Source organism: Bacillus sp. 41-22 (genome assembly GCF_025809295.1).
In the GTDB taxonomy this organism is placed as follows: Bacteria; Bacillota; Bacilli; order Bacillales; family Bacillaceae_G; genus Bacillus_A; species Bacillus_A mycoides.
Genome location: NZ_CP084035.1, coordinates 3521865 through 3540050 on the forward strand (window position 1 = coordinate 3521865; position 18186 = coordinate 3540050).

At 40.0% G+C, this 18186-nt stretch carries 16 protein-coding genes; 5 read left to right on the top strand and 11 right to left on the bottom strand.

The features are described 5' to 3' along the window. Positions 1 to 17: 17 nt before the first annotated feature. The 6 genes from LCF45_RS17915 to hflX all read right to left on the bottom strand — a co-directional run bounded on the left by LCF45_RS17915 (position 18) and on the right by hflX (position 6110). Positions 18 to 680, bottom strand: coding sequence for a CpsD/CapB family tyrosine-protein kinase (locus LCF45_RS17915; protein ID WP_078203433.1), 663 nt, complete (start codon positions 678 to 680; stop codon positions 18 to 20). After that, positions 629 to 1369 carry a YveK family protein gene (locus tag LCF45_RS17920; protein ID WP_002128610.1) on the bottom strand — a complete coding sequence of 247 codons (741 nt, stop codon included), beginning with the start codon at positions 1367 to 1369 and terminating at the stop codon, positions 629 to 631. Before LCF45_RS17920 ends, LCF45_RS17915 begins: the two co-directional genes overlap by 52 nt. A gap of 270 nt (positions 1370 to 1639) precedes the next feature. Continuing rightward, a complete protein-coding gene (gene glnA / locus LCF45_RS17925; protein ID WP_002014472.1) occupies positions 1640 to 2974 on the bottom strand; it encodes a type I glutamate--ammonia ligase in 1335 nt (444 codons plus the stop codon). 48 nt (positions 2975 to 3022) lie between these two features. After that, a complete protein-coding gene (gene glnR / locus LCF45_RS17930; protein ID WP_002014475.1) occupies positions 3023 to 3412 on the bottom strand; it encodes a transcriptional repressor GlnR in 390 nt (129 codons plus the stop codon). Positions 3413 to 3574: 162 nt separating this feature from the next. Beyond that, a complete protein-coding gene (locus LCF45_RS17935; protein ID WP_263893034.1) occupies positions 3575 to 4846 on the bottom strand; it encodes a methionine gamma-lyase family protein in 1272 nt (423 codons plus the stop codon). Continuing rightward, the gene (gene hflX, locus LCF45_RS17940) at positions 4839 to 6110 is read right to left on the bottom strand and encodes a GTPase HflX (protein WP_002069969.1); all 1272 of its coding nucleotides are present in this window, start codon (positions 6108 to 6110) and stop codon (positions 4839 to 4841) included. The genes LCF45_RS17935 and hflX overlap by 8 nt, the downstream gene beginning before the upstream one ends. Before the next feature lie 92 nt (positions 6111 to 6202). On the opposite strand from hflX, the gene LCF45_RS17945 reads away from it, so the two are divergent. Both LCF45_RS17945 and LCF45_RS17950 read left to right on the top strand, forming a co-directional pair. Next, positions 6203 to 6826, top strand: a complete 624-nt coding sequence (locus LCF45_RS17945) for a trimeric intracellular cation channel family protein (protein ID WP_263893035.1) — start codon at positions 6203 to 6205, stop codon at positions 6824 to 6826. Between the two features lie 99 nt (positions 6827 to 6925). After that, complete coding sequence (locus tag LCF45_RS17950) at positions 6926 to 7063, top strand: hypothetical protein (RefSeq protein ID WP_002087943.1); 138 nt, start codon at positions 6926 to 6928, stop codon at positions 7061 to 7063. A gap of 31 nt (positions 7064 to 7094) precedes the next feature. On the opposite strand, the gene spoVK is transcribed toward LCF45_RS17950, so the two are convergent. Then, complete coding sequence (gene spoVK / locus LCF45_RS17955) at positions 7095 to 8051, bottom strand: stage V sporulation protein K (RefSeq protein WP_002014481.1); 957 nt, start codon at positions 8049 to 8051, stop codon at positions 7095 to 7097. A gap of 113 nt (positions 8052 to 8164) precedes the next feature. Between spoVK and LCF45_RS17960 the strand changes: the two genes are divergently transcribed. Continuing rightward, a complete protein-coding gene (locus tag LCF45_RS17960; RefSeq protein ID WP_263893036.1) occupies positions 8165 to 9127 on the top strand; it encodes a tyrosine-type recombinase/integrase in 963 nt (320 codons plus the stop codon). 116 nt (positions 9128 to 9243) lie between these two features. Beyond that, positions 9244 to 13236, top strand: coding sequence for a Gly-Xaa-Xaa repeat protein (locus tag LCF45_RS17965; RefSeq protein WP_263893037.1), 3993 nt, complete (start codon positions 9244 to 9246; stop codon positions 13234 to 13236). An 81-nt stretch (positions 13237 to 13317) separates the two neighbouring features. Here LCF45_RS17965 and hfq read toward each other — a convergent pair whose 3' ends face one another. Next, positions 13318 to 13542: an RNA chaperone Hfq gene (hfq, locus tag LCF45_RS17970; RefSeq protein WP_000813896.1), complete on the bottom strand. Its 225-nt coding sequence runs from the start codon at positions 13540 to 13542 to the stop codon at positions 13318 to 13320. A gap of 25 nt (positions 13543 to 13567) precedes the next feature. Then, on the bottom strand, positions 13568 to 14518 hold the full coding sequence (miaA, locus tag LCF45_RS17975) for a tRNA (adenosine(37)-N6)-dimethylallyltransferase MiaA (RefSeq protein ID WP_016120658.1): 951 nt from the start codon (positions 14516 to 14518) through the stop codon (positions 13568 to 13570). A gap of 181 nt (positions 14519 to 14699) precedes the next feature. On the opposite strand from miaA, the gene LCF45_RS17980 reads away from it, so the two are divergent. Then, a complete protein-coding gene (locus LCF45_RS17980; RefSeq protein ID WP_002014695.1) occupies positions 14700 to 14945 on the top strand; it encodes a hypothetical protein in 246 nt (81 codons plus the stop codon). A gap of 62 nt (positions 14946 to 15007) precedes the next feature. Here the strand turns inward: LCF45_RS17980 and LCF45_RS17985 are convergent, their stop codons facing one another. Both LCF45_RS17985 and LCF45_RS17990 read right to left on the bottom strand, forming a co-directional pair. Beyond that, the gene (locus tag LCF45_RS17985) at positions 15008 to 15973 is read right to left on the bottom strand and encodes a 3D domain-containing protein (RefSeq protein ID WP_002014694.1); all 966 of its coding nucleotides are present in this window, start codon (positions 15971 to 15973) and stop codon (positions 15008 to 15010) included. A 348-nt stretch (positions 15974 to 16321) separates the two neighbouring features. After that, a complete protein-coding gene (locus tag LCF45_RS17990) occupies positions 16322 to 18184 on the bottom strand; it encodes a PTS fructose transporter subunit IIABC (RefSeq protein ID WP_263893087.1) in 1863 nt (620 codons plus the stop codon). Between the last annotated feature and the right edge of the window lie 2 nt (positions 18185 to 18186).

The following is an 18186-nucleotide window of genomic DNA, read 5'->3' on the forward strand; positions in this document are numbered from 1 at the left end:
AAGTGCATTTATGTTATTTATACTTTTCCATTCAAAATCGCACCTAATATCCTACTTTTCGTAAAACTTAACGCCCTTTTCGTTTCAAGCGCATCTTCATTCACAGTATGATTATAACGGATCACCAATAATACACCTTCACATTTATCAGCCAATACACTCGTATCCGTTACTTCTAGTACAGGAGAAGAATCAAATAATATAATATCGTATCGTTCCAGCGCCTTTTGAATTAACATATCCATTGCATCTGAACTAAGCACTTCAGATGGATTAAATGGTACTGGTCCGCTAGTTAATACATCCAGACTTTCCATCTCTGTTTTTTTCACGACGCCCTCTAAAGTTGTTTTTCCGTTCAATATATCAATTAATCCAATTGTATTTTCTACTCCAAACATTTCATGAATCGTTGGTGTTCGTAAATTTGCATCTATTACCAATACTTTTTCACCTTTTTGTGCTATTGAGACTGCTAAATTAACTGTAATCGTTGATTTTCCTTCACCATACCTCGGAGAAGTAATAACTATAGTTCTGCTTTTATGAATAGATGAAGATAATTGAAGGTTTGTTCGAAGCGAACGATACTGCTCCGAAATTTTCGATCTTGGAGCGGTATGTACAATTATACTTTCTCCTTTAACTTTATTTGTTTTTCGTCTATTTTTGTAAGCCACTCCGTTCCCTCCCCCAATAATACCGTATTTTTTTTACTGAATTTGTCTTTCACATTTTTTCTATTCATTTTAGATATTCCGCCCAAAACAGGGACATCTAACAATTGTTCAATTCGCCGTTCCGATTTGATTCTCTCATCAAGTGAATCCAATAAAAAAATGAATCCAATACTGAGCACCATACCTATAGAGAATGCAATTAGTATCGTCTTAAAGTGATTTATATTTATAGGCATAGAATTTTTTTGAACTGGGTCTTCTGGTAATATACTCACATTATTAAAATTCAGTATATTCGCTACTTCTTTCTTATAAACAACGGCTGTAGTATTTGCAATTTTATGAGCAAGCACAGGATCTATATCCACTACATTTATTCTCATAATCTGGGACCCTTGCACACTTTCTGTACTTATTTGTCCACTTAATGCACCTGCAGATCTGTTAATATTCAATTCAGCAGCCACTTTTTCTAATATTACAGGCTCATTTACCATCGCTTTCAATGTATTCATCGTTTCAGCATTAGCTTGAACAATAACTCTTGCTGAAGAGGCATATAATGGTGTTTTTACATATATAGTATACATCGCTCCTGCTACTGTTGTGAGAGTTGTAAATAATAGAATGATCCAAATTCTTTTCCGTATAATAGTAAATAGATTTTTCAAATTTATTTCCTTATCCATAACTTCCCTCCTCATTTAAAACCAATGAGCTTCAACTTGAAATTGGCATCGAAAACTTAAGAAAAAAAACAATATTTTCATTCTTTTTAATATACAAACATTTCTAGTTAATGCCATTTTAGTTCTTTATACAGAACGAGTCAACACAAATTATTTTCACTAAATTACTTCCTGATGACACTAAAAAAAATGCGACAATATTCGCGTTTTTTCACTGTAGATAAATGACGAAAAAGCCCTAATACCGTAGTATTAGGGCTTTTTTCTCTCTTAGTATAGAGACATATATTGGTCGCGTTCCCATTGGTGAACTTGCGTGCGGAAAATATCCCACTCAATTTCTTTTGCTTCAATGAAGTGCTCAAGTAAATGATCACCTAATGCGCCACATACGATTTCATTAGATTGTAAAGTAACTAACGCTTGCGCTAATGTTGCTGGTAAGTCAACGATACCTGCTTCTTCACGCTCTTCTTTTGTCATTACGTAGATGTTACGGTCTACTGCAGCTGGTGGAGTTAATTTATTTTTAATTCCATCAAGACCTGCTGCTAATAATGTAGCCATTACTAAATATGGGTTCGCAGCTGGGTCAACACTACGTACTTCTACGCGTGTACTAATACCACGAGATGCAGGAATACGCACTAATGGACTACGGTTTTGTGCAGACCATGCTACGTAACATGGAGCTTCATATCCAGGTACTAAACGCTTGTAAGAGTTTACAGTTGGGTTTGCTACCGCTGTAAATGCTGGCGCATGTTTTAAAATACCTGCGATGAAGTGACGAGCATCATCACTTAATTGTAAATCACCGTTTTGATCGAAGAATACGTTCTCACCATTTTTAAATAGTGATAAGTTACAGTGCATACCTGAACCGTTCACACCGTATAATGGTTTCGGCATAAATGTTGCGTGTAAACCATGTTTACGAGCAATCGTTCTTACAACAAGCTTGAATGTTTGAATGTCATCACATGAGCGAATTGCATTTGCATATTTAAAGTCAATTTCATGTTGACCTGGCGCAACCTCATGGTGAGATGCTTCAATTTCAAAGCCCATTTCTTCAAGTTCAAGAACGATATCACGACGACAGTTTTCCCCTAGATCCATCGGCGCAAGGTCGAAGTATCCACCGTTATCGTTCAATTCCAGTGTTGGATTTCCTTTTTCATCAACTTTAAATAGGAAGAATTCTGGCTCTGGTCCAAGATTGAAATCTGAGAATCCTAATGCTTCCATTTCTTTTAACACACGCTTTAAGTTGTTACGTGGGTCGCCATCAAATGGAGTACCATCAGCATTGTAAATATCACAGATTAAACGAGCTACTTTACCTTTTTCAGCTGTCCAAGGGAAAATTACCCAAGTATCTAAATCCGGATATAAATACATATCAGATTCTTCAATACGTACGAAACCTTCAATAGAAGATCCATCAAACATCATTTTGTTATCAAGAGCTTTTGTTAATTGGCTCACTGGAATTTCTACGTTTTTAATTACCCCTAAAAGGTCCGTAAATTGCAGACGGATATACTTTACATTCTCTTCTTTCGCCAAACGGAAAATATCTTCTTTTGTGTACCTAGCCATTATAAATTCCTCCTTAGTCCCTCTAAACACCTTCAGAATCAGTTATCTTTAGTGAAAAAACCTTGAAATGTCACCTTGTCGCAATGAGGTCCGATTAAATCTACCTGTATGTTGTAGTTCATCTCGAAGAATTTTGCGAAGCTCGGATTTTGAAATTTCTTTCGTTTCTTCTTTTACTTTCACTGCTTCTGTTTGATTTTCTTTCATTTGCAATACTTGTTTAATTCCGGCCATATTTAAGCCTTGATCTAACAAATCTTTAATTTCCAACAATTTATCTACATCGTTAAATGAAAATAATCTACGATTCCCTTTTGTACGGGTTGGAAAAATAAGATTATGCTCTTCATAGTAGCGAATTTGACGTGCAGATAATTGTGTTAAATCCATTACAATACCAATTGGAAACAGCGGAGCAGAACGTCTATCTTCTTTCATTGTTTCAGTTCCTCCTTCGCCTTAACTGTTTCTCATTTTACACCATGTTATGTTTAGTGTCAATAGATGTTAGCTTTTCTTACATGATTTTTTTCATTTTTTTCTAATGGCACAAATCATTACTTTCACACGAAAAAAGCTGCCGAAATCGACAGCTTTCCTTTAAGAAATTGTTAATAGTTTTTTTTCAATTAACGCATCAATCGCAGAACAAATCGCAATCTTTACATGCGAATAAGTTAACCCACCTTGCACGTAAGCAACATAAGGCGGACGAATCGGACCATCAGCCGACAGCTCAATACTTGCACCTTGAATAAACGTCCCCGCAGCCATAATTACATCATCTTCATAACCCGGCATATAGTTTGCATATGGAGTGAAATGAGAATTAATTGGAGATGCATATTGAATCGCTTGACAGAACGCAATCATACGATTTTTATCATCAAATTGAACAGACTGAATTAAATCTGTTCTTGGTGCATTCCAAGCTGGTGATGTATTCATCCCTAACTTTCCTAAAAATGCAGCTGTAAAAATCGCACCTTTTAGCGCTTGTCCCGCTACATGCGGCGCTAAGAAGAAACCTTGATACATTTCTTGCAAACTGTATAAAGATGCCCCTGCTTCCGCACCGATTCCTGGAGATGTTAGACGATATGCACACGCTTCAACATACTGCTCTTTACCAACAATGTAACCACCAGTTTTAACAATTCCACCGCCAGGATTCTTAATAAGAGAGCCTGCCATTAAGTCCGCACCAACATGACATGGCTCTTCTTCTTCAATAAATTCGCCATAGCAGTTATCTACAAATACAACAACATCAGGTTTAATCTCTTTCACAAACGCAATCATCTCTTTAATTTGTGAAACAGTAAACGACGGACGAGTAGCATATCCTTTTGAACGCTGAATACCAATCATCTTCGTATTACTATGGATCGCAGCTGCAACAGCTTCAAAGTCCACAAATCCCTCTTCAGTTAACGGAACTGCGTTATAACCAATATTATATTCTTTAAATGAGCCTACACCTTTTCCGCGTACACCAACGATTTCTTCTAACGTATCATATGGTTTTCCTGTTATGTATAGCAGTTCATCTCCTGGACGTAAAATACCGAATAGAGCTGTCGAAATTGCGTGAGTACCTGAAATAATTTGCGGACGAACAAGACCCGCTTCTGCCCCAAATACATCAGCATACACTTTTTCTAACGTGTCACGACCAATATCATCATAACCATAACCTGTCGTCGGAATAAAATGCGAATCGCTAATTTTGTGTTTACGAAAACTTTCTAATACACGAAATTGGTTACTCTCAATCACTTCATCCACATGTTTATGTACTTCTATAATTTGACTTTCTACTTCTTTTACGATTGGAGCAATTTTTTCTCCATTTTTCAAACGATCAAACATTATTTTCTCCTTCTTCCACTAAAAATCTCTTTAATTGCCCCTTAAGCGATGAATGAGCAAATATATACCCTGTACAATCATATACAAATTTATCTTCTAGAAACTCCATTTTAGTTAATATTGTTTCTGTCTTTAAAAGCGTTAATAACCTACCTTCACTCGGAGGGATTTCCACTTGATAATCATCCATTTCTTCCTTCATCTTCGTTTCTAGCGCTTCTTTTATACGCAATAAATCACTTTCTTCAAAAGCACTAGTCATTAAGAAATCACTTTTCGGAAATGGAATGAAGTTTTGATGCAATTTATCTTTTTTATTATATAACGTAATAATAGGAATACGATTAATTTCAAGGTCCGACAATAATTGTTTTACTGTCTGCTCATGCCCTACATAATTAGGATCTGCAGAATCAACAACATGTAAAATAACATCCGCTTCCCCAGCTTCTTCTAACGTAGATCGAAAAGCAGCAATTAGTGACGTAGGTAAATCTTGTATAAAACCAACCGTATCAGTCAAAAGCACTGTATAACCAGAAGGTAACGGCATCTTTCTTGTCGTCGGATCTAGCGTTGCAAACAATAAGTTTTCTTCAAACGTATCAGCTTCCGTTAATCTATTAAACAACGTAGATTTTCCTGCATTTGTATACCCAATTAACGCAACTTGAAACACTTTATTATCTTTTCTTCTCTCACGATATCTCTTTCGATGCTCCACAACAACCGCAAGTTGTCTCTTTATTTCATCAATACGAGATCGAATATGACGACGATCTGTCTCAAGCTTCGTCTCTCCTGGTCCCCTTGTACCAATTCCACCACCAAGACGCGATAAAGCAAGACCTTGTCCCATAAGGCGCGGCATTGTATATTGCAATTGAGCTAATTCTACTTGAAGCTTACCCTCTCTCGATTTCGCACGTTGCGCAAAAATATCTAGTATTAACTGCGTTCGGTCAATCACTCTCGCATCTAATACTGAAGATAAATTCCGAATTTGACTTGGTGTTAACTCATTATTAAAAACAATAACAGCTGGTTCTAATTCTTCCGTCAACGCTGCAAGCTCTTCTAGTTTACCTTTTCCTATATAAGTCGCCGGATGAAACTTCGGGCGCTTTTGCGTCGTTGATACTAACACTTCCGCTCGCGCAGTTTTCGCTAGCGATGCAAGCTCTTTCATGGAATGCATAAATTTTTCATCATCATCTTGTGGCAATTGACAGCCAACTAATATGATTTTTTCTTTTTCTTCCATCAAATATGTTCACTCATCCTTTTCGAAATTTAAACCTTCTAATATAATAGCAGAGGAAGCACATTTCATCTAGTTAGCGGGGGAGAAAATTCATGGCATGGGAGATTTTTAGCATCATAGGCACAATCGCTTTCGCACTAAGCGGAGCCATTGTTGCAATGGAAGAGGATTATGATATTTTCGGGGTATATATTTTAGGAATGGCAACCGCATTTGGGGGAGGTGCCCTTCGTAATTTATTAATCGGTTATCCAATCGTCGCGTTTTGGCAACAAGACATGTTATTCCAAATCGCACTATTATCAATGACGATCATTTTTCTTTTTCCTAATAAATTAATTATGCATTGGAAAAAGTGGGAAAACATCACAGATGCCATCGGCTTATCAGCGTTCGCCGTACAAGGAGCTCTATACGCCCAAAAATTAAATTTACCAATTAGCGCTACAATTGTAGCTGCTGTTTTAACTGGCATTGGCGGCGGTATTATTCGTGATCTTTTAGCACGTAGAAAACCTCTCGTCCTTCGAGCTGATGTATATGCGTTTTGGACGATTTTAGCCGGTTTTTTGATTGGCGCTAAAGTCATCGTTAGCGATTGGGCTCTATACACCTTATTCATTTTAATTGTTTGCTTCCGCATGGTTTCTATTCATTACAAATGGCATTTACCGCATAGACGCATCGATACAAAGGAGCGCTCAATGCATAAATAGCAATCTAACCTCTTTACATATCGTAAAGAGGTTTTTCTTTTCTAACGAGTTTTTCTTTACATAATGTTTATACTAATTTTTAAAGCGAGGTGAATGCAAATGACAAACCATGTTAATAAAGGAGCTCAAAAAAGCTCAGTAAACCAATTTGGACATGATCCAAATTCAGCGCACGAAAAGAGCGCTAAAATGGAACGTCTTCATAAAACTCACCAAGAAAAAGCAAAAAAAGAGTAAACGAACTTATGCATAAAAACAGACGCACAGTTTACGTACTGTGCGTCTCCTCTTCAAGCATTAAATCCATACTTGATATCCCAATTAAATCATATTTATCATACGTATCCTCTTGTAACAATCGCATAGCTTGTGTACGAATCGATTTTTCAACAATATTCCGTACGTATCGCCCATTACTAAACGATGTAATTTGCGACGAATACTTTACCGCATGTAAATGATCTCGAAATTTCCACTCCGCTTCTTTAGATAACTGATATTCACGCTCCTCATACATTCTCTTTCCAATTTCCAACAGCTGATTTACCGAGTAATCCGCAAATTCAATAATAAATGGAAAACGAGATTGTAACCCTGGATTTAATGAAAGAAAATGATTCATCTCTCTTGAATATCCAGCTAAAATTAATACAAAACCGTGCTGCTTATCTTCCATATGCTTCACAAGTGTATCAATAGCTTCCTTCCCAAAATCCTTCTCTCCCCCCCGCGCTAAAGAATACGCCTCATCAATAAACAAAATACCTCCCATGGCCTTTTTTATTAAATCTCTCGTCTTTTGCGCTGTATGACCGATATACTCCCCCACAAGATCAGCACGTTCTGCTTCAACTAAATGCCCCTTCGATAAAATATTCATCTCAAACAACAATTTCCCTATCATTCTAGCAACGGTTGTCTTCCCAGTACCGGGATTCCCCCTAAATAACATGTGAAGCACTTGCTTCTCAGATTTCAACCCCATCTCTTGTCTTTTTTTATTTACATAAATCCAAGCATAAATTTCTTTTATTATCTTTTTTATTTCATCCATCCCAACAAGCTTTCCCATCTCTTCTTCAATTCTCTGCAACATCTCATGTTTAGTAGTGGTTTCACTTGAAATTACCGTTTTATTTTCTGATGCCGGTAACGAAATTTTCTTTCGATGGTTTAATACAATATTAATTTGATTGTTATTTTTCTTACGCATCGATTGTTCCATACAATCACCTCATTTTATCCACTCACCAAATATTATTATTCCAGTCCCTCTTGCAAATGCCTATTTTCAGAAAAGTTTGCTATAATATAAGAAATAATCAAGGTGGTGGGACTATGGAAACAACGGAATTCCATGATACAATACAAGCCTTTTCTATTTTTTTATTGAATAAAGGCCGAAAGTCTTCAACCATTAAACGTTATGTTTATGACATTGAAGATTTTGGACATTGGTTAGAAAAAAACAAAAAGCTCCCTTCCAGTAATATATGGGCAACACTTTGTACAAAAGACTATGAAGATTACTTTTCAGACTTAAAAAAGAATCGACACTACTCTGAGAAAACAATGCATCGTGTATTTATTGTATTAAATAGAATGCATCATTTTCTTAACATTCCAAATCCATTGAATGATATGGAAATTACTATTCAACCAAACCGTGCATTGCGTAATGAAGATTTCATTTCATCCGATGAAGAAAAAAGATTAAAGCATATAGTCACTTCATTAGAAGGACTTTCAGAAAAACAACGTCCCGTTCGTCCATTATTAATGGATCGTAATATCGCCATTTTAAGTATATTAATCGACTACGGACTATCCTTACAAGAGCTTACAGTATTAACTATGCATCACGTTCATTTTGAAACTAATACACTTTCTATTCCAGCAACCGCAGGAGTAGAAAGAACAATCACATTAGCAATCGAAGACAAAAAACAACTGTACACATATTATAAAAGTATTCCAGAACCAGTTCGTCCTAAATACCATAGTAATGACCCGTTGTTTGTTGCATTCGATTTTAACCGCGGAACATACAGATGGGTATACGAAAACGATGCACCAAAAGCACTAACAGAAATCGCTATCCAAAAAATGATCCGACTTGAAGTAGCAAGAGCCAATTTACGTAAAGGCATTTCTGGACAACATTTCCGGAACACGTTTATTTTACGCCTAATAAAAAAACAAACCCCAGAGCCAGAAATCATAAAATTAGTTGGCTTCAAATCAAAAATTTCACTAAAGCGATATTATCAATATGCTGAAAATAAAAAAAACGCCCTATAATAAGGCGTTTTTTTATTTTTTTCTCGAAACACTCAATTTCACTATGACCATTTAGCTATTCCCTGCATCTACTATGATGAGTTTCGTTCACATTCTTATTAGAAAGGAGAGATTTAATGTCTCGCTTTAACGACAATCAAAATAAATACTCCAATCCCTGCTTTCCAACTAGCGCTGGACGAATTCCAACTACCCCAACGATTCCAATTACTAAAGCGCAAATTAGAACATTCCGTGCAATCATTAACGATTTAATAAAAATAATCCCTAAACTTTTCGCCAATCCATCTCCCAAAAACATTGAGAATCTAATAGATACATTGCACCTACTAAGCAAATTCATCTGTTCACTAGACACTACTTCCGCTCTGAAAGCACAAGGATTAGCCATCATTAAAAACTTAATAACTATATTAAAAAATCCAACCTTCGTAGCAAGTGCTGTATTTGTTGAACTTCAAATTTTAATTAATTATTTACTTTACATTACAAAGTTATTCCGAATTGATCCTTGTACACTCCAAGAACTCCTTAAATTAATTGCAGAGTTACAAACTACTCTAGTTAATTCAGCTTCGTTCGGCAGAGGACCTACTGGACCTACTGGACCTAGAGGTAACACGGGCGCTACTGGTGCGACCGGACCTAGAGGTATCACAGGTGCTACTGGTGCGACCGGACCTAGAGGTAACACGGGCGCTACTGGTGCGACCGGACCTAGAGGTAACACGGGCGCTACTGGTGCGACCGGACCTAGAGGTATCACAGGTGCTACTGGTGCGACCGGACCTAGAGGTAACACGGGCGCTACTGGTGCGACCGGACCTAGAGGTATCACAGGTGCTACTGGTGCGACCGGACCTAGAGGTAACACGGGCGCGACTGGTGCGACCGGACCTAGAGGTAACACGGGCGCTACTGGTGCGACCGGACCTAGAGGTAACACGGGCGCTACTGGTGCGACCGGACCTAGAGGTAACACGGGCGCTACTGGTGCGACCGGACCTAGAGGTATCACAGGTGCTACTGGTGCGACCGGACCTAGAGGTAACACGGGCGCTACTGGTGCGACCGGACCTAGAGGTAACACGGGCGCTACTGGTGCGACCGGACCTAGAGGTAACACGGGCGCTACTGGTGCGACCGGACCTAGAGGTAACACGGGCGCGACTGGTGCGACCGGACCTAGAGGTAACACGGGCGCGACTGGTGCGACCGGACCTAGAGGTAACACGGGCGCGACTGGTGCGACCGGACCTAGAGGTAACACGGGCGCGACTGGTGCGACCGGACCTAGAGGTAACACGGGCGCTACTGGTGCGACCGGACCTAGAGGTAACACGGGCGCTACTGGTGCGACCGGACCTAGAGGTAACACGGGCGCTACTGGTGCGACCGGACCTAGAGGTATCACAGGTGCTACCGGTGCGACCGGACCTAGAGGTAACACGGGCGCTACTGGTGCGACCGGACCTAGAGGTAACACGGGCGCTACTGGTGCGACCGGACCTAGAGGTAACACGGGCGCTACTGGTGCGACCGGACCTAGAGGTAACACGGGCGCTACTGGTGCGACCGGACCTAGAGGTAACACGGGCGCTACTGGTGCGACCGGACCTAGAGGTAACACGGGCGCTACTGGTGCGACCGGACCTAGAGGTAACACGGGCGCTACTGGTGCGACCGGACCTAGAGGTATCACAGGTGCTACCGGTGCGACCGGACCTAGAGGTAACACGGGCGCTACTGGTTCCACTGGACCTCAAGGCGTTCAAGGTAACACAGGTGCTACTGGACCTCAAGGCGTTCAAGGTAACACAGGTGCTACCGGTTCCACTGGACCTCAAGGCGCGCAAGGTAACACGGGTGCTACCGGTTCCACTGGACCTCAAGGCGTTCAAGGTAACACAGGTGCTACTGGACCTCAAGGCGTTCAAGGTAACACGGGCGCTACTGGTTCCACTGGACCTCAAGGTGCGCAAGGTAACACAGGTGCTACTGGTTCCACTGGACCTCAAGGTGCTCAAGGTGCGCAAGGTAACACGGGTGCTACTGGACCTCAAGGCGTTCAAGGTAACACGGGCGCTACTGGTTCCACTGGACCTCAAGGTGCTCAAGGTGCGCAAGGTAACACAGGTGCTACTGGTTCCACTGGACCTCAAGGTGCGCAAGGTAACACGGGTGCTACTGGACCTCAAGGCGTTCAAGGTAACACAGGTGCTACCGGTTCCACTGGACCTCAAGGCGTTCAAGGTAACACGGGCGCTACTGGTTCCACTGGACCTCAAGGTGCTCAAGGTAACACAGGTGCTACTGGACCTCAAGGCGTTCAAGGTAACACGGGCGCTACTGGTTCCACTGGACCTCAAGGTGCGCAAGGTAATACAGGCGCCACTGGACCTCAAGGTGTTCAAGGTAACACGGGTGCTACTGGACCTCAAGGCGTTCAAGGTAACACAGGTGCTACCGGTTCCACTGGACCTCAAGGTGCTCAAGGTAACACGGGTGCTACTGGACCTCAAGGTGCTCAAGGTAACACGGGCGCTACTGGTTCCACTGGACCTCAAGGTGCGCAAGGTAACACGGGTGCTACTGGACCTCAAGGCGTTCAAGGTAACACAGGTGCTACTGGACCTCAAGGTGCTCAAGGTGCGCAAGGTAACACAGGTGCTACTGGACCTCAAGGTGCTCAAGGTGCGCAAGGTAACACAGGTGCTACTGGTTCCACTGGACCTCAAGGTGCGCAAGGTAACACGGGCGCTACTGGTTCCACTGGACCTCAAGGTGCGCAAGGTAACACGGGTGCTACTGGACCTCAAGGCGTTCAAGGTAACACAGGTGCTACTGGACCTCAAGGCGTTCAAGGTAACACAGGTGCTACTGGACCTCAAGGTGCGCAAGGTAACACAGGCGCTACTGGTTCCACTGGACCTCAAGGTGTTCAAGGTAACACGGGTGCTACCGGACCTCAAGGCGTTCAAGGTAACACAGGTGCTACTGGACCTCAAGGTGCTCAAGGTGCGCAAGGTAACACAGGTGCTACTGGTTCCACTGGACCTCAAGGTGCGCAAGGTAACACAGGCGCTACTGGTTCCACTGGACCTCAAGGTGTTCAAGGTAACACGGGTGCTACCGGACCTCAAGGTGTTCAAGGTAACACGGGTGCTACCGGACCTCAAGGTGTTCAAGGTAACACGGGTGCTACCGGACCTCAAGGTGTTCAAGGTAACACGGGTGCTACCGGACCTCAAGGTGTTCAAGGTAACACAGGTGCTACTGGTATAGGAGTTACCGGACCTACTGGACCTTCTGGTGGGCCTCCTGGACCTCAAGGTAACACAGGTGCTACTGGACCTCAAGGTGCTCAAGGTAACACGGGCGCTACTGGTTCCACTGGACCTCAAGGTGCTCAAGGTGCGCAAGGTAACACAGGTGCTACTGGTTCCACTGGACCTCAAGGTGCGCAAGGTAACACAGGCGCTACTGGTTCCACTGGACCTCAAGGTGCGCAAGGTAACACAGGTGCCACTGGACCTCAAGGTATTCAAGGTAACACGGGCGCTACCGGTGCCACTGGACCTCAAGGTGCTCAAGGTAACACAGGTGCCACTGGACCTCAAGGTGTTCAAGGTAACACGGGTGCTACCGGACCTCAAGGTGTTCAAGGACCAACGGGTGCTACTGGTATAGGAGTTACCGGACCTACTGGACCTAGCTTCCCAGTAGCAACAATCGTTGTAACAAACAACATCCAACAAACAGTACTCCAATTTAATAACTTTATTTTTAGTACTGCAATTAACGTAAACAATATTATCTTTAACGGCACAAATACAGTTACTGTTATTAACGCTGGTATTTATGTAATTAGCGTATCTATTTCTACAACTGCGCCAGGATGCGCTCCACTTGGAGTAGGAATTTCAATTAATGGAGCTGTTGCTACTGACAACTTCTCTTCAAATCTAATAGGCGACTCACTTTCATTTACTACAATCGAAACATTAGCTGCTGGAGCAAACATTTCTGTCCAATCTACTCTTAACGAGATTACGATCCCTGCAACAGGAAACACTAACATTCGTCTTACTGTATTTAGAATCGCTTAAATTTCACTATTTATTGTTTATGACAAATAAAAAAAAGAGCGAGAAACTCGCTCTTTTTTTGTTATGTACAATAATTCATTACTACTCTAATTCAATTGAAACATTTTTTTGTGGTACAAATGTAGAAATTGCATGTTTATAAATAAGCTGTTGCTTACCTTCTGTTTCCAGCAGGACTGTAAAATTATCAAATCCTTTAATTAATCCACGAAGCTGGAAACCATTTAATAAGTACAGCGTAACGAACGTATTCTCTTTACGGAGTTGATTTAAAAACTGATCTTGAATATTGATTGATTGCTTCATGTCGAATCCTCCTCTTTTTCTCTACTTACCTATTATTCGACTTTAGTTGTAGCTTTCCTTCTATGTATCGTAAAATTTCTGACGTTTTTTCACCATCAGTAACATCGAACCACGTGACATCCATCTTATTACGGAACCACGTTAATTGACGTTTTGCATAACGGCGTGAATTCGTCTTTAATTGTGATACCGCTTCTTCTAAAGATACACGATTCTCAAAATAATCATATATCTCTTTATAACCAATCGCTTGAATAGATTGACAATCTCGCACTCCTCTTTCATGTAAACCTTTTACTTCTTCTAATAAACCTTGTTCAATCATTAGGTTAACACGTAAGTTAATGCGATCGTATAGCATTTCTCGATCCATTGTCAAGCCAATTAATGAAACATCGTACAGTAACTCATTTTCTTGTTTTTCGAGCTGGTTACTCATTTTTTCACCCGTCGTGTGAAAAATTTCTAACGCCCGAATAACACGCCTTACATTATTGGCATGAATACGCTCCGCACTTTCTGGATCTACTTCTTGTAACTTTTTATGTACATATTCCACACCGTGTTCTAATGCTAACTTTTCCATCTGTTCTCGGTATGTAGCGTCCCCAGCCTCATCTGTAAACTGGTAATCGAATAGAACAGATTGTATATAAAGACCGGTTCCACCAACAATAATTGGTAATTTCCCGCGCTCTGTAATTTCTCGAATGCACTTACGGACACGTTCTTGAAATTCCGCCACAGAAAATGAATCTTCCGGATCTTTTATATCAATCATATAATGCGGAATTCCGTCCATCTCATCTATCGTCACCTTTGCAGTCCCGATATCCATCGTACGATAAATTTGCATGGAATCACCACTAATAATCTCACCATTCAACGCTTTTGCAAGATCGATACTTAATTTCGTCTTTCCGACAGCAGTTGGCCCAATGATGACAGCAACTTTTTCACGTTGCACTTCTCCCATATCATTCAACTCTCTTTATGTAATATACTCCATCTATTGATTATACCCAATCTTACCAATTTTAACGGCATGATTGCAAGTTCTTTGAATCCAGTACATGAAATTACACAAAAAAAAGAGCATAGCTTGTCCAATTCTGCATATACATGATTAAAAATAGCTCGGAGAGGGTGCAATGACTATGAAACAAGCGACTATCGATTTTCCATTATTAATAAAAGACCTTATTTTAGCTACTGCTACAAAAGAACAAAATTGTTCACAAGAAGAATTATACTTCGCACTAAATTGTTTACTACGTTCCTTTCATTCTACTCTTCAAGAAACAACGTTACATCCAGAAAATAAAAATACAGAGTATATGCAAACTCAATTTTGCACCGCGTATAAAATTATTACAGGTAAAACAATTTACCCTTTTCAATAATTCTTATATAAAAAAAGCGGCCGCTTAGACATTTTTAAGCAGCCGTTTTTTATTTTAATAAATTATTTTATAACTTTCACTTTAACGGATTTACGACCCCAACTATCAGCAGTGCTATCTGAACCAACTAAAACATCAATACGGTTTCCTTTAATCGCGCCACCAGTATCTCCAGCAATTGCTTCTCCATATCCTTCCACCCACACTTTTGATCCGAGAGGAATTACTTTCGGATCAACAGCAATAACTTTCATATTTGGATTCGCTGTTAAATCATGCCCCATCGCAGTTAACACACGACCACCATATGTGCCATTTTCACTCGGGTGAGCTGTGTAAGCTGTCGCTTCTACTGTTATTTCACGACCAGCAGGTTCACTTGTTTCAGTAGATTTTGCCACTGGCTTAGTTGCCGGCTTCGCTTGCGCTACTGGTTTACTTGATGCTCCACTTTTAACTGATTCTTTTCCATTAACTGCCGTATCATTTTTAGCCGGCGCTTTCTCCTTAACTGATGTATCATTTTTAACCGCCGTTTTCACCTTAGTTGGCGCTTCATCTTGAGCTGGAACTTCTTTTCTTTCAATAACAGGTGCTGTACCTGTTAAAAATGGTATGTGAACATACGCCGCTTTCCCGCCATATTCGAATTGTAACCATTCGTTTTGTACTTGATTTGTCGTTTCAATCAAGTCATCTTTTTTAAGCGTGCCAAGAATTTCTGAATCAGTATTCGCTCCAGCACGAATGTTTAATACGTTTGCTGTTACATAATAAGAACTTTTCGTAAACTCAGCACTTACAAAAGCTTCTTTACCATCTAATTTAATTTTGGACCATCCGTTTTCTGTATTTATAACATCTAATTTATTTCCACTTAACATTTTACCTACAAGTTTTGATTCTACAGTTGGGTTTTCTCTAACGTTTAATACATCTGTTGTTACAATCGTTTCCGCTTTAGCAGAACCTGCAAAAATCCCAAGACCAAAAACTGCTGCTGTTGCTATACCTAATAATTTTTTCATGAATAGCCTCCATTTGCTTTGTTTTCGTGTTCTCATTATAGCAACAGTTTTTTGTAGAATTTCGAAAATCACACAATTACAAAGCATTCGTAATAAACGATTAATGATTTGTAACATAAATTTCCATATTAAAAAATTGTATTTCTACCAAAATTAGCAATAGTTTTCATATATTTCTCACAAATTAGTATAAGAATTTTTTTCCAGAAAAAATTACAGTATTACTTTTTTGTTACAAAAAAATCACTTTTCATTACATCTTTTACCAAAATCCATCATAATCCAATTATTAAATTACTTTTTGTAACGAAAAAGGAACAACTCCTATTAGCTGTCCCTTTTTATCTTTTATTTAACTTTCTTCTTCCAAACACCTATCATAATAGCTGAAACAATCGTTCCAATTAATATAGAAACAATATATAGCAACGGTTTATTCACTAATGCGATAACAAACAATCCACCATGCGGTGCCGGCAATGTAATTTGGAATAACATAGATAAGGCACCCGCGATACTTGAACCAACAACACAACTTACTATTACTCGAACCGGATCGGCAGCTGCAAATGGAATCGCACCTTCTGTAATAAACGATGCTCCCATAATATAATTTGTTAAACCAGATTTACGTTCTGCTTCTGTAAATTTTGTTTTAAAGAATGTGGTTGCGAATGCAATCGCAAGTGGCGGTACCATACCACCAGCCATAACTGCTGAGTGAACTCCAAAATTCTGCGCTTCTATTGCAGCAATACCAAATGTAAATGCCGCTTTATTAATTGGACCACCCATATCAATTGCCATCATACCACCTAAAATAAGACCTAATAATATAGCATTCGTACCGTTCAAACCATTTAACCATCCTGTTAACATTTCATTTAATGCTACTACAGGCGGATTTACTACTTTTTGCATAACAACTCCTGTAATCAACAATCCAAAGACTGGATATAACAAAACAGGTTTAATTCCTTCTAACTGTACTGGTAATCCTGAAAATAATCTTTTCAATCCTAAAACAACATATCCAGCTAAGAAACCAGCAATTAATCCACCTAAAAATCCCGCATTCGCTTGTGCTGCTAAAAACCCACCTACAACACCAGGCATAAAACCAGGACGATCAGCAATAGAACTCGCAATAAATCCAGCTAAGATTGGTACAAGGAATAAAAACGCACCTGTTTTTCCTCCCCCAATAGACATGAACAATTCAGCTAAAGGACCTTCCGCTTTTATACCACCAAACGAAAACGCTAGTGCAATTAAAATTCCACCACCAACAACGAACGGAAGCATATTACTTACACCGCTCATTAAATGCTTATAAATTCCTAGCCCTTTTTCTTTCTCTACATTTTCTGCCTTCCCATCCTCTTTTACCCCTTTAAAGATTGGTGCATCTTGTTTTATAGCTCGATTAAGAAGGATTTCAGTTTTTCTAATCCCATCGGCGACTGGTACTTGAATGACATGCTTCCCAGCAAAACGATTCATTTCTACTTGTTTATCTGCAGCTACAATAATAGCCGTTGCGCGTTCAATGTCCTCTTTCGTTAAATCGTTTTTAACACCTGTTGATCCATTCGTTTCAACTTTAATCGCTATTCCTAACTCTGCTGCTTTTGCTTTCAAACTATCCGCAGCCATATATGTGTGAGCGATACCAGTCGGACAAGCTGTAACAGCTAATACGTATGGCTCATTCCCTTCTGGCTTTGCTACTTCAACTTCTTCTTCGTCTTCTTTTTCATTCTCTTTTTCATCAAATAAACGGAGAAGCTCATCCTCATCCTTTGCTTCTAATAATTGCTTGCGGACCCCTTCATCCATCAATAACGTAGAGAGACGAGATAACGTTTCTAAATGAGTATTATTCGCCCCTTCACTCGCAGCAATCATAAAAAACAGATGTGCAGGCTGTCCATCAAGCGACTCATAGTTGATACCGCTTACACTTCTACCAAAACAAATCGATGGTTGTTTAACCGCATTCGTCTTCGCATGAGGTATAGCAATCCCTTCCCCTATGCCAGTTGTACTTTGTGACTCCCGCTTTAAAATAGATTCTTTAAATTCAGCTTTACTATTTAAACGATTTGCTCCGTCTAATTTCTCAACTAATTCATCTATGACAGCTTCTTTATTTGAAGCTGTCAAGTTCATAATAACTGTATCCCTTTTTAATAGTTCTGTAATTTTCATAT

Excerpts from the sequence above, each read along its gene's own strand:
- LCF45_RS17920 (WP_002128610.1), bottom strand. The coding sequence starts at position 1,369 with ATGGATAAGGAAATAAATTTGAAAAATCTATTTACTATTATACGGAAA.
- glnA (WP_002014472.1), bottom strand. The coding sequence starts at position 2,974 with ATGGCTAGGTACACAAAAGAAGATATTTTCCGTTTGGCGAAAGAAGAG.
- glnR (WP_002014475.1), bottom strand. The coding sequence starts at position 3,412 with ATGAAAGAAGATAGACGTTCTGCTCCGCTGTTTCCAATTGGTATTGTA.
- LCF45_RS17935 (WP_263893034.1), bottom strand. The coding sequence starts at position 4,846 with ATGTTTGATCGTTTGAAAAATGGAGAAAAAATTGCTCCAATCGTAAAA.
- hflX (WP_002069969.1), bottom strand. The coding sequence starts at position 6,110 with ATGGAAGAAAAAGAAAAAATCATATTAGTTGGCTGTCAATTGCCACAA.
- LCF45_RS17945 (WP_263893035.1), top strand. The coding sequence starts at position 6,203 with ATGGCATGGGAGATTTTTAGCATCATAGGCACAATCGCTTTCGCACTA.
- LCF45_RS17950 (WP_002087943.1), top strand. The coding sequence starts at position 6,926 with ATGACAAACCATGTTAATAAAGGAGCTCAAAAAAGCTCAGTAAACCAA.
- spoVK (WP_002014481.1), bottom strand. The coding sequence starts at position 8,051 with ATGGAACAATCGATGCGTAAGAAAAATAACAATCAAATTAATATTGTA.
- LCF45_RS17960 (WP_263893036.1), top strand. The coding sequence starts at position 8,165 with ATGGAAACAACGGAATTCCATGATACAATACAAGCCTTTTCTATTTTT.
- LCF45_RS17965 (WP_263893037.1), top strand. The coding sequence starts at position 9,244 with ATGTCTCGCTTTAACGACAATCAAAATAAATACTCCAATCCCTGCTTT.
- hfq (WP_000813896.1), bottom strand. The coding sequence starts at position 13,542 with ATGAAGCAATCAATCAATATTCAAGATCAGTTTTTAAATCAACTCCGT.
- miaA (WP_016120658.1), bottom strand. The coding sequence starts at position 14,518 with ATGGGAGAAGTGCAACGTGAAAAAGTTGCTGTCATCATTGGGCCAACT.
- LCF45_RS17980 (WP_002014695.1), top strand. The coding sequence starts at position 14,700 with ATGAAACAAGCGACTATCGATTTTCCATTATTAATAAAAGACCTTATT.
- LCF45_RS17985 (WP_002014694.1), bottom strand. The coding sequence starts at position 15,973 with ATGAAAAAATTATTAGGTATAGCAACAGCAGCAGTTTTTGGTCTTGGG.
- LCF45_RS17990 (WP_263893087.1), bottom strand. The coding sequence starts at position 18,184 with ATGAAAATTACAGAACTATTAAAAAGGGATACAGTTATTATGAACTTG.